General features: G+C 48.4%; 16 protein-coding genes and 1 other annotated feature (1 of these 17 cut by a window edge). All 16 genes read left to right on the top strand.

The window, feature by feature from the left end:
• Positions 1–3: 3 nt before the first annotated feature.
• Positions 4–1338 (top strand): tRNA (N(6)-L-threonylcarbamoyladenosine(37)-C(2))-methylthiotransferase MtaB, encoded by a 1335-nt coding sequence (gene mtaB, locus BM124_RS03485; RefSeq protein WP_093335277.1) that lies wholly within the window; start codon positions 4–6, stop codon positions 1336–1338.
• A gap of 21 nt (positions 1339–1359) precedes the next feature.
• A complete protein-coding gene (gene deoC, locus BM124_RS03490; protein WP_093335278.1) occupies positions 1360–2028 on the top strand; it encodes a deoxyribose-phosphate aldolase in 669 nt (222 codons plus the stop codon).
• A gap of 176 nt (positions 2029–2204) precedes the next feature.
• The gene (rpsU, locus tag BM124_RS03495) at positions 2205–2378 is read left to right on the top strand and encodes a 30S ribosomal protein S21 (RefSeq protein WP_090925731.1); all 174 of its coding nucleotides are present in this window, start codon (positions 2205–2207) and stop codon (positions 2376–2378) included.
• A gap of 20 nt (positions 2379–2398) precedes the next feature.
• Positions 2399–2842 carry a GatB/YqeY domain-containing protein gene (locus BM124_RS03500; RefSeq protein ID WP_093335279.1) on the top strand — a complete coding sequence of 148 codons (444 nt, stop codon included), beginning with the start codon at positions 2399–2401 and terminating at the stop codon, positions 2840–2842.
• 231 nt (positions 2843–3073) lie between these two features.
• Positions 3074–4399 carry an NfeD family protein gene (locus tag BM124_RS03505; protein ID WP_093335280.1) on the top strand — a complete coding sequence of 442 codons (1326 nt, stop codon included), beginning with the start codon at positions 3074–3076 and terminating at the stop codon, positions 4397–4399.
• Positions 4400–4418: 19 nt separating this feature from the next.
• The gene (gene floA, locus BM124_RS03510) at positions 4419–5432 is read left to right on the top strand and encodes a flotillin-like protein FloA (RefSeq protein WP_093335281.1); all 1014 of its coding nucleotides are present in this window, start codon (positions 4419–4421) and stop codon (positions 5430–5432) included.
• 36 nt (positions 5433–5468) lie between these two features.
• A complete protein-coding gene (locus BM124_RS03515) occupies positions 5469–5975 on the top strand; it encodes a hypothetical protein (protein ID WP_093335282.1) in 507 nt (168 codons plus the stop codon).
• Positions 5976–6083: 108 nt separating this feature from the next.
• On the top strand, positions 6084–6383 hold the full coding sequence (gene yqfC / locus BM124_RS03520) for a sporulation protein YqfC (protein WP_093335283.1): 300 nt from the start codon (positions 6084–6086) through the stop codon (positions 6381–6383).
• Positions 6370–7545 (top strand): sporulation protein YqfD, encoded by a 1176-nt coding sequence (gene yqfD, locus BM124_RS03525; RefSeq protein ID WP_170840938.1) that lies wholly within the window; start codon positions 6370–6372, stop codon positions 7543–7545. The genes yqfC and yqfD overlap by 14 nt, the downstream gene beginning before the upstream one ends.
• Before the next feature lie 5 nt (positions 7546–7550).
• Positions 7551–8576: a PhoH family protein gene (locus BM124_RS03530; protein WP_093335285.1), complete on the top strand. Its 1026-nt coding sequence runs from the start codon at positions 7551–7553 to the stop codon at positions 8574–8576.
• The gene (gene ybeY / locus BM124_RS03535) at positions 8573–9034 is read left to right on the top strand and encodes an rRNA maturation RNase YbeY (RefSeq protein ID WP_093335286.1); all 462 of its coding nucleotides are present in this window, start codon (positions 8573–8575) and stop codon (positions 9032–9034) included. Before BM124_RS03530 ends, ybeY begins: the two co-directional genes overlap by 4 nt.
• A complete protein-coding gene (locus BM124_RS03540) occupies positions 9018–9410 on the top strand; it encodes a diacylglycerol kinase family protein (RefSeq protein ID WP_093335287.1) in 393 nt (130 codons plus the stop codon). Before ybeY ends, BM124_RS03540 begins: the two co-directional genes overlap by 17 nt.
• Positions 9411–9429: 19 nt before the next feature.
• Complete coding sequence (locus BM124_RS03545) at positions 9430–9831, top strand: cytidine deaminase (protein ID WP_093335288.1); 402 nt, start codon at positions 9430–9432, stop codon at positions 9829–9831.
• Entirely contained in the window at positions 9821–10726 is a 906-nt protein-coding gene (gene era, locus BM124_RS03550) for a GTPase Era (protein ID WP_093335535.1), read from the top strand. Before BM124_RS03545 ends, era begins: the two co-directional genes overlap by 11 nt.
• A 96-nt stretch (positions 10727–10822) precedes the next feature.
• Positions 10823–10957 (top strand): YqzL family protein, encoded by a 135-nt coding sequence (locus BM124_RS03555; RefSeq protein WP_093335289.1) that lies wholly within the window; start codon positions 10823–10825, stop codon positions 10955–10957.
• A 20-nt stretch (positions 10958–10977) separates the two neighbouring features.
• Positions 10978–11721, top strand: coding sequence for a DNA repair protein RecO (gene recO, locus BM124_RS03560; protein WP_093335290.1), 744 nt, complete (start codon positions 10978–10980; stop codon positions 11719–11721).
• A 56-nt stretch (positions 11722–11777) separates the two neighbouring features.
• Positions 11778–11860: a binding site (T-box leader), on the top strand (it continues 98 nt past the right edge of the window).

Consider the following 11860-nt stretch of genomic DNA (forward strand, 5'->3'; position numbering starts at 1 on the left):
TATATGCCTTCTGTAGCCTTTCATACCCTTGGCTGTAAAGTGAATCATTACGAAACAGAAGCGATCTGGCAGCTGTTCAAAAATGCTGGATATGAAAAAGAAGAATTTGAAAAGAGTGCAGACGTTTATGTAATAAATACTTGTACCGTGACCAACACCGGCGACAAAAAAAGCCGTCAGGTTATCCGCCGTGCGGTACGCAAAAATCCGGAAGCCGTTGTTTGTGTAACGGGTTGTTACGCCCAGACATCGCCTGCTGAGATTATGGACATACCAGGTGTTGATGTTGTGGTCGGCACCCAGGACCGCTCTAAAATGATCGGCTATATTGAACAGTTTAAAAAAGAACGCCAGCCGATTAACGGAGTAGGAAACATTATGAAAACACGGGTTTATGAAGAACTCGACGTTCCCGAATTCACGGACCGTACAAGAGCGTCCCTGAAAATACAGGAAGGCTGCAATAACTTCTGTACGTTCTGCATTATTCCCTGGGCCCGCGGTCTTCTGCGCTCCAGAAAGCCCGAAGATGTCCTGCACCAGGCGCATCAGCTTATAGAAGCCGGCTACAAAGAAATTGTACTGACCGGTATTCATACCGCCGGGTACGGTGAAGACATGAAAGACTATAATTTTGCCGCCCTTTTGAAAGAGCTTGAAAAAGTGGAAGGTCTGAAACGGCTGCGTATTTCCTCCATAGAAGCCAGTCAGATCACGGATGAAGTCATTGATGTCATTGACCGGTCACGAAAAATCGTGAATCATCTCCATGTTCCGCTGCAGTCCGGTTCCAATACGGTGCTCAAGCGGATGAGAAGAAAGTATACGACCCAGTATTATGCCGAGCAGCTCGAAAAACTGAAACAGGCACTTCCGGGTCTTGCTGTCACCACTGACGTCATTGTCGGATTTCCCGGCGAAACAGAAGAAGAATTCCGGGAAACGTATCAATTTATCAGAGACAATAAATTCTCAGAACTGCACGTCTTTCCATTTTCCAAAAGATCTGGTACACCGGCTTCCAAAATGGACGGCCAGGTGGACAGCGAGGTCAAACAGCATAGAGTACAGCAGCTGATTGAGCTGTCGAACCAGCTTGCCAAAGAATATGCCGGTGATTATGAGGACAGAGAGCTTGATGTTATACCGGAAGAAAGGGATGACGAAACGGGGCTTCTTACCGGCTACACATCCAACTACCTCCGTGTTAAATTTGAAGGGTCTGAAGAATTAATAGGTTCCATCGTCAAAGTGAAAATCACAAAAGCAGGATATCCCTACAATATGGGCGAATATATCAGGGAAGCCCGCGAAGAAGAAGACAGAGTGCTTGCATAGCCCGAAGAAAGGATGAAGGATATGAGTTCACTTGCTTCCACTATCGACCACACGCTTTTAAAGCCTGAATCCACTGTCAGACAGATCGAAACGCTGTGCCGGGAGGCAGCAGAGTATGAGTTCGCATCGGTCTGCATCCATCCGTCCATGGTGCCTTCTGCCGTGGAAATCTTGAAAGATACCCCGGTAAAAGTATGTACGGTTATTGGTTTTCCGCACGGGGCAACACTTTCTTCTGTTAAAGCCTTTGAAACAAAAGAGGCGGTAAGACTCGGGGCTGCCGAAGTTGATATGGTAATCAACACAGGGATGCTTAAAAGCGGAAGGGAAGACGAAGTGCGCGGCGATATTGAATCCGTCGTGCAGGCTGCTTCAGATCAGGTGCTTGTGAAAGTGATTATTGAGACAGTTCTTCTAACCGATGAAGAGAAAGAAAAGGCGTGCCGTGCAGCCGTTCAGGCCGGAGCGGATTTTGTCAAAACATCGACCGGATTTGCAGGCGGCGGTGCCACTCTTGAAGATGTGAAACTGATGAAGCGGGTTGTCGGCAATCAAGCGAAAGTAAAAGCAAGCGGCGGTGTCAAAGATCAGCAGACCGCTCTTGCCATGATAGAAGCCGGCGCTGAAAGGATCGGCACCAGTTCCGGTGCTGCGATTGTTTCCGGTGAAAGCGGCACGTCATCCTACTAAACGGGGATGCCTGTATTATAGAAAGTATTGATTTTTCGAATATCATGTTATATAATTTGTGAAAATAGTTGTTTTTTCCATGATGGAAACGGCTGAGTGTCCGCGTGACGGATGGTCGTCGTAATAATCCTGATGGATGAATCAGCTGTACTGGTTGTTTGGAGGGAGGGATTCAGATGGCTGAGACCCGTGTTCGTAAGAACGAGAATATTGATGCTGCTCTTCGCCGTTTCAAGAAAGATCTTTCGAAAGAAGGAACAATGGCGGAAGTTCGTAAGCGCAAGTTCCATGAAAAGCCGAGCGAAAAGCGCAAAAGAAAATCAGAGGCAGCTAGAAAACGTAAATCCTAATTGAAAGAAGGTGCTTCACGCTGCAACTCATGGATCGTTTGAATGAAGATGTAAAACATGCCTTGAAAGCCAAAGATAAAAAAAGGCTTTCCGTTCTCCGGGGCGTCAAATCTTCCCTTCAGAATGAAGCGATTAAAGAGGGCAGGGAGCTGCAGGAGCAGGATGCCTTAAGTGTCCTGAATCGTGAATGGAAACAGCGGAAGGAATCCCTCCATGAGTTTGAAAATGCGGGAAGAAATGATCTGGCAGAAGAGATAGAAACGGAACTTACCATTCTATCTGAATATATGCCCGAGTCATTGTCTGAAGAAGAACTGGATCGTATTGTGCAGGAAACCATTACAGAAACCGGGGCTTCCTCAAGCAGTGACATGGGAACGGTCATGTCTGCCGTCATGCCTAAAGTGCAGGGACGGGCGGATGGAAAACTGGTAAACCAGTTTGTCCGGAATCATTTGACCTGAGAAAAACATTCCTCCGTGTTCGGGGGAATGTTTTTTAAAATGACGGAGAAGGTTTTTGGACAACGTCTGATGATCTAAAGTACCATTGTCGTAGGTGAACTCATCAAAACATGATATAATAAACATAATGACAGCCGGATTTGAAACCGGATAATGATTTGTTCGTATATAAAAGGGAGAACGGCCCGGCCGGCTTAGAGAAAAGGAAACATCAGAGAAAGAGGGAGTCAGATGGTTTATTTCGTGAGAAAATCAGCGGCCGTACTTCTGTCTCTGTTTTTGCTGTTTGCAGCACTTCCAAGCGGTGAAGCCGATGCTTCTGAAAATGATAAGGTGTTCGTCATTCCAGTGGAACAGACGGTGGAAAGCGGTTTGAAAGCGTTTCTTGAACGCGCGGTGGAAGATGCTGAATCAGCGGGTGCCGATCACATCATTTTTGAAATCGATACACCGGGTGGTGCTGTGGATGCTGCAGGCGACATTGCCTCCCTCATAGAGGATGCTTCCGTGCCGACGACAGCGTATGTCGTGGAGGAAGCGATGTCTGCCGGCGCGTACCTTGCGCTCAGCGCTGATGAAATCGCCATGGCGCCTGATACACAGATGGGGGCGGCACAGGTCATTACCGGATCCGGTAATGCCGCGGGTACCAAAGTTCAGTCGAGCTGGGAGAAAAACATGCAGAACGCTGCGGCATTGAACGGCCGTAATCCAGAGTTCGCGCTGGCCATGGCCGACCCTTCTGTTGATCTGCCGGAATACAGCGCCGGAAAAGGTGAATTGTTAACGCTTACGGCATCAGAAGCGGCGGAAGTGAATTATGCGGAGTACACACCTGAAAACAGGGAAGCCCTGCTGCAGGAACTGAATCTTTCCAATGCAGAAGTGCAGGAAATAGAGGTGAGTGCAGCCGAAAAAATCGCGCGCTTTGTAACCAACCCGGTACTTATTCCGATCTTACTGTCTGTTGGAAGTATAGGGCTGATTATAGAGCTTTACTCGCCCGGGTTCGGTATTCCCGGTATTCTCGGTGCATCGTCTCTGGGGCTGTTTTTCTTCGGCCACATGATAGCCGGTTTTGCAGGGTATGAAGCGTTAATTCTCGCCGGCGCAGGTCTGATCCTGCTGGCAGTGGAACTGTTCATCCCCGGTTTTGGTATTTTTGGTCTGCTTGGAGCAGGAGCCTTTATTGCCAGTCTGTTTTTTGCTTCTTATTCCACACTGAACATTGCCGTTTCGATTCTTATTGCGCTCATTCTATCGGTTGTGACCGTTATTATGATGTTTTCGGTCTTTAAAAAACGGGGACCGGTGAAACGTTTTGTGTTGGAAGACTCTGTGACGACAGATGAAGGTTTTATTTCCAATGAAAACCGTCCGGAACTCATAGGACAAACCGGAAAATCATTGACACCTCTCCGCCCTTCCGGTTCCATGCAGATGGGGGATGAAAGGCTTGACGTTGTATCGGAAGGAGGATATATTGAAAAAGGACGAGATGTGAAAATTGTGAAAGCAGAAGGTTCCCGGATTGTCGTGCGTGACATAAACGAATAAAGCTGAAGGAGGTTCTTCCATGGATCCGTCCGTGAATTTGACATTAATTATTGTACTGGTGCTCGCTTTTATTCTGCTGGCGCTCCTGTTTACGTTTGTGCCGATTGCGCTGTGGATTTCCGCGCTGGCCGCAGGAGTGAAAATCGGTATTTTCCAGCTGGTCGGTATGAGACTGCGCCGCGTCATTCCAAAAAGAGTGGTCAATCCGTTAATTAAAGCGGAAAAAGCCGGTCTTCAGATTGAACTGAACAAACTGGAGGGCCATTACCTTGCCGGAGGTAACGTCGACCGGGTGGTTAATGCTCTGATTGCCGCCCAGCGCGCCAACATTGAATTAACGTTTGAGCGTTGTGCCGCCATTGACCTGGCAGGCCGGGATGTACTGGAAGCGGTCCAGATGAGTGTTAACCCGAAAGTTATTGAAACACCGTTTATCGCCGGTGTTGCGATGGATGGCATTGAAGTGAAGGCGAAAGCCAGAATCACCGTTCGTGCCAACATTGACCGCCTCGTCGGCGGTGCCGGGGAAGATACAGTGATTGCCCGTGTCGGGGAAGGCATTGTGTCGACCATTGGTTCGTCCAAAGACCATAAAGCTGTGCTTGAAAATCCGGACTTAATATCTCAGACTGTCCTGAAAAAAGGTCTGGATTCCGGAACAGCGTTTGAGATACTCTCCATCGATATTGCCGACATCGACATCGGCAAAAACATCGGGGCCGGACTGCAGACCGATCAAGCCGAAGCGGATAAAAATATCGCCCAGGCGAAAGCCGAAGAACGCCGTGCGATGGCTGTCGCCCACGAGCAGGAGATGAAAGCCCGCGTCGAAGAAATGCGCGCCAAGGTTACCGAGGCGGAAGCGGAAGTACCGATGGCGATGGCTGAAGCATTCAAAGCAGGTAATCTCGGCGTCATGGACTACATGAACTATCAGAACATCAACGCTGATACAGATATGAGAGGAGCCATCGGCAGGGAAACGAAAGGGAACGATGACGATGGAAGCAGTCAGACTGACAACCCATTGTAATAGTACCAAGGCAGTCACTAAGAAAGGGTGGTCCCTTTGGAAGCCTTGATTGATCTGATTTTCGGAAACATTTTGATACTGGGGGCGGTCATCAGTGGTCTGATTGCCCTGTTCGGCCGGATTTCTGCCGGGAATAATGAATCCAAAGACGGGGAAAAAGGCCGGAATTCCCGGAACAACACCGGCCAGCATCAGAATGGAAAAAGCGAAGAGCCGCCGGACACAAGAACGTCCGGTTCTGTTCCGGAGACAGAACCGGCTGCTTCCCTCTCCCAGCCGGAAAATGGATATGAACAGCAGATGGAAGAATGGAGGAAAAAACAGAAAAGAGCCCATGAACTTACCAATGAAGCCGCCCGATCCTCGAATCCCCTTTCTGCATCTTCGGTTTCCGGTGAGAACCAGGAAAGGACTTCAGGCATTGCCCCCATCACGCCCGAAAATGCGAAACAGGGGGTGCTCTGGGCAGAAATACTCGGTCCTCCCGTTTCCAAAAGAAACAAGCAGCGCGGAACATTCTACGGCCCCCGCAGCCGCCGGTGACACTATACGAAATTCAGCACGTCCGGGAAATAATCCCGGGCGTTTTTTTGTACTGTAACGGGGATACATCCTGAATAACATCATAGGATGTGAATAGGGGTGCAAGAGATGCTGGAACAGTGGAAAAGCTGGCTTACGGAAAAATTAACAGTGCCGGAAGATGTCATTACGGATACGCCCAGGTTGACCATGATTGGTCAGCATCATTTACTTGTGGAAAATCATCACGGGATCCGCAGCTTTTTTGAAAACAGGATTGAGCTTCATGTACTGGATAAAGAGTTGATCATAAAAGGGGAGCAATTTGTCATAAAAAAAATACATCCGGAAGAACTTCTCATTGCAGGGGTTATTGAGGAAATCACCTATGGACAGAGAAAGGAGGGAGGAGCGGATGGGAAAACATAAAGGATGGCTCAGTGTCCGGGTCCGGATGACCGGTGAACGGGTGGAGGACGCTGTAAACGAATGTATCCGTACTTCTCTGGTACTTACAGATGTAAAAAGAGTAGACAGCCGCTGTGCACAATTTTATGTGACGTCAAACAGTTTGGGTACGCTTGAAGATATCGCACATCGCACAGGCTGTACCCTGGAAACAGTGTCGCCTTCAAAAACTGACAGAGTAAAAACCACCGCTACCCGCAGGTGGGGGATGGCTGCCGGACTGGGACTGTTTGTCCTCACTCTATTTCTGCTTTCGAAAATGATTTGGAATGTTAATATTTACGGAGCATCCCCTCCTCTGCAGGATGAGCTTGAAAATCAACTGCAGGAGATGGGGGTGAAACAGGGCGGCTTTCAGTTTCTCGTTCCGGATGCGGACATGATTCAATCCCGGCTGATGGAGGAAGTGGAAGGGGCGACGTGGATCGGTATGCAGCAAAATGGGACAACCTTTCAGTTTGAAGTCGCCCAGCAGTCGCTTCCTGAAGAAACAGACAACCCTTCTCCAAGGCATTTGACTGCTTCCAAAACGGCAGTAATCCAGCGGATTTTCGCCGAGAAAGGCAAACCGGTTGTTCAGGAAAATGAGCTTGTGCATGAAGGCGACCTTCTCATCTCAGGCTATATAGGAGAGGGAGAAGAAACCGAAGCAGTTGGGGCTGCTGGTGAAGTGTGGGGTGAGACGTGGTATGAAGTAACCGTCTCCCTTCCCCGGGAAAGGCTGCAGGAAACGCTGACAGGAAAAGAAGCTTCGGCATTTAAGCTGCGTCTTTTTCAATTAAATCTGCCGATCTGGGGATTCCAGGCAGATGAACAATTCAGCGACCATGTTCTGAATCAAAAAGAGTACCAGCTTTCTGTCTGGAACCGCAGTTTTCCTTTTTCCCTGCGTATTGAAAATTATCAGGAACGCCGGACAACCAGTCAGGACACGGAAGATATCATCACACAAACAAAAAAAGCAGCAACAACAAGAATGGAACGATATCTCCCTGAAGAGGCCAGTATTATATCTGAAAAAATTTTGCACGAGAACGCCCGTAATGGTAAAGTTAAACTAGTTATGCATTATAAAGTACTGGAAGACATCAAATCGGAAACACCGATCATCCAAGGAGAATGAGAAGATTGGCAGAAAAGCACGTCATTGAATTGGAAGTGAAGGATACGAATGAAATGCAGGATTTATTCGGTCCTCATGATATACACCTGAAGCGGATCGAAGAAAAGCTGGATGTTTCCATCACAACCCGAGGCGAATCACTTATTGTGACGGGGGATGCAGAAGCCGCACGGTTAATCGACCAGGTGCTGGATTGTCTGGTACGTCTGTTGCGCAACGGAATCAAGCTTTCAGAAAGAGACGTTATTTATGCGGTTCAGCTTGCCTCCGAAGATAAACTGGATCAGCTTGAAGATCTTTATCAGGAAACGATCGCGGTCAACGTAAAAGGAAAGCCGATTGTTGTAAAAACACTCGGGCAAAAAGAATATGTTGACACGATCCGGAAGAAAGATCTAATTTTTGGAATCGGTCCTGCGGGAACGGGCAAGACATACCTCGCTGTTGTTATGGCGGTAAATGCTCTGAAAGAAGGCGGTGTGAAGAAGATAGTACTGACACGCCCGGCAGTGGAAGCAGGCGAGAGCCTCGGATTTCTTCCCGGTGATTTAAAGGAGAAAGTGGACCCTTACCTCCGTCCGCTTTACGATGCCCTCCATGATATATTCGGCGTGGAACACACCGCCCGTCTGATGGAACGGGGGACTATTGAAGTTGCACCACTTGCCTATATGAGAGGAAGAACGCTCGAGGACGCTTTTGTCATTCTGGATGAAGCGCAGAATACGACCAGAGAGCAGATTAAAATGTTTCTGACAAGACTCGGTTTCGGGTCCAAAATGGTTGTGAACGGCGACCTGACCCAGGTGGATCTTCCGAAAGGACAGCAGTCCGGATTAAAAACGGCTGTCCATATTCTGCAGCACCTTAAAAATATCGGCTTTATTTACCTGCAGCCCAGTGACGTTGTCCGGCACACCATCGTCCAGCAGATCCTTGATGCCTATGAAGAGGCAGAGTCTCCGCGAAGCACCGGAAACCGGGGAGAACGCCCCGGTACAACAAGCGGCGGTCAGGAGGAAAAGAAATGAGTACAGTTGTAGATTTAATTGATGAAACTGAATCGGTCTCAGAAGAACTCCGGAATCTTCTGATGGACGTCCTGAAACAGGCTGCTTCTGCAGAAGGGGTGCCGGAGCAGGCGGAACTGTCTGTGACCTTGACGGATAATGAAACGATACAGGAAATAAACAGTCAGTACCGGGGCCTGGACAAGCCTACGGATGTCATATCGTTTGCTTTGAACGAAGGGGAACAAGACCATCTGCAGGCGGACATGCCGGAACTGCTCGGTGATATCGTCATCAGCCTCGAAAAAGCAGAGGAGCAGGCTGATACATACGGGCACAGTCTGAAAAGGGAAATGGCATTTCTGGCGGTTCATGGATTGCTCCATCTTCTCGGCTATACGCATGATGAGCCGGAACAGGAAAGGAAGATGTTCAGCCGTCAGGAATCGATACTGAGTGACTATGGACTTCAAAGATAGAAATCAGACAAGACGGCGCCGGCTCTCCCGCTCCTTCCGCTGTGCCTGGGCGGGATTGACGCTTGTCGTGCGGCAGGAACAGAATATGAAATTTCATCTTCTGACTGCTGCCGTGGTCATAACATGCGGTTTTGTTTTTTCCATTCCGCTGTTTCACTGGATGATTCTCGTTTTGGTAATAGGAGGTATGTTCGCACTTGAAGTGATGAACACTGCGGTGGAACGGGTGGTGGATATGATCACCGAAGAATATGACCCAGGCGCAGAAAAGGCAAAAGACATTGCCGCGGCAGCTGTTTTTGTATACAGCATTGCTGCTGCTGTCATCGGCATTCTTATTTTTTATCAGCCGGCAGTAAAGTGGCTTTTTTTATAACTAAAGGAGTGAAACAGACATGTCAGATCGAGAAATTATCGATAAAGCGGCTTCAGCCAGGGAGAAAGCTTACGTTCCGTATTCCCGGTTCGGAGTCGGTGCTGCTGTATGGACAGAAGATGGTCAGGTGTTTACGGGATGCAACATAGAAAATGCATCGTACGGCTTGACCAACTGCGCCGAGCGGACAGCGGTCTTTAAAGCAGTCAGCACCGGAGAAAAAAAAATCAGCGGCATCGCCGTCACAGCAGATACACCGGGCCCCGTCGCACCGTGCGGGGCCTGCAGACAGGTTCTGTCCGAATTTTTGGATCAGGATGCCCGTATTATTCTTGCGAACCTCAAAGGGGATGTCAACGTCACCACGATGGCTGCATTGCTTCCCGGAGCTTTTGAAGCGGAGGACATGCATAATGAGTGAAGGATTCAAGTCGGGTTTTGCCGCCATCATCGGCAGACCGAATGCAGGGAAATCCACCCTTTTGAATCATGTCCTCGGCGAGAAAATCGCGATTATGAGTGATAAGCCGCAGACGACAAGAAATAGAATTCAGGGCGTGTACACAAGTAGTGAATCCCAGATTATATTCATCGATACACCGGGGATTCACAAGCCAAAGCACAGACTCGGTGATTTTATGGTGCAGTCCGCTGTTCAGACGCTTCAGGATGTTGATCTTATTCTATTTATTATTGATGCAAACGATCGGTACGGTCCGGGAGAATCGTATATTCTTGAACAGCTTCAACAAGTGTCCACCCCTGTTTTTCTCGTGATGAATAAGATTGATCAGCTTCATCCGGACCAGCTTCTTGAAAAGATTGACAGCTACCGCCGCCGCGCGGATTTCTCGGAAGTTGTCCCCATCTCGGCGCTGCAGGGAAACAACGTCGATACCCTGATTGAACAGATTACCGGATACCTGGAGGAAGGTCCGCAGTTTTATCCGGAGGACCAGCTGACAGACCATCCCGAACGGTTCGTTGTCAGTGAACTCGTGCGGGAGAAAGTCCTGCATCTCACCGAGGATGAGGTTCCTCATTCCATTGCTGTTTACATCGAAGATATGAAAGAACGGGAGGAAGGCGCGGTGTATATTGCCGCGGTTATTGTCGTGGAACGCCCTTCGCAGAAAGGTATTATTATAGGAAAACAGGGCAGTATGCTGAAAGAAATAGGGAAACGGGCGAGACTGGATATTGAATCCCTTCTCGGCTCAAACGTTCACATCGATTTATGGGTGAAAGTTCAAAAAGACTGGCGGAACAGCCGCTTTCAGCTGAATGAGTACGGTTATTCGGATGAGGAGTACTGATAAGGCAAATATTACAGGGCATGTTCTAAAGCGGGGCCAGACATCCTAAGTCTTAAGCAGTCTACACGACAATCCGTGAAAGAAAGGGTGTCTGCCATGCTTGAGAAGGAACTGTTTCCCTGGGACTTATTTTATTTGACCGGAAATATAGATGCTTATCTGCTTACGAAAGAAATGGAACAGCATACCCTGGAAGACAGAGAAGAACATCCCGGGGAGAAACTGGAATAACAGAGCAGGGAAGGACAGCCATGCTGGAAAAAGCGGAAGGAATTGTACTGCGCACGTTTGCATACGGGGAAACCAACAGCATACTCAAAATCTTTACGAGGGAAGCCGGAAAAATATCGGTCATGGCGCGCGGTGCAAAGAAACCCAAAAGCAGTCTGGCCGCGGTCGCCCAGCCGTTTGTGTACGCTTATTTTATATACTACCCTTCAACCGGTATGAAAACACTCAACCAGGGAGATACAATCGATTCATTCCGGGAACTTCGGTATGATATCGTACGGACAGCGTATGCCTCTTATATTGTGGAACTTCTTGATAAACTGACGGAGGAACAGGAAACAAATCCATTTTTATTTGAACTGATTCTCCAGCTTCTGCGGCGTATGAATGAGGAAGATGATGCGGAAGTGCTCGTCCGGATTTTTGAAATGAAAATGACGTCCCAGGCCGGCATTCAACCGGTACTCGAAGAATGCGCGCGCTGCGGCAGCAAAGAGGGGACGTTTCATTTTTCCATCAAGGAGGCCGGATTTTTGTGCCACCGCTGTTTTCACGTGGACGAGCGGAGAATTGCGATTCAGCCGAAAACGGTACAGCTTCTGCGTACTTTTTTTCATCTTGATATCGGCCGTTTTGGTGATATTTCACTCGGGCAAAAGACGAAAGATGAACTCAGACTCGTGCTGGATTCCTATTACCAGGAATATTCCGGCCTCCAGTTGAAGTCAAAACGTTTTCTGGAGCAGATGCAAAGGTGGGAATAAGAGTCCAAAGCACTTGACAAGTACGTATTAAGTTCAGTAAGATGCAATATATGATTAATAGTGCGTCGAAGGAAAGTAGTAATCATTCCTCTGATTCCAAAGCGAGCGCAGGACGGTGTAAGCTGCGTGAATGATGATG

The organism is Salibacterium halotolerans (assembly GCF_900115625.1).
GTDB classification, from domain to species: domain Bacteria; phylum Bacillota; class Bacilli; order Bacillales; family Marinococcaceae; genus Salibacterium; species Salibacterium halotolerans.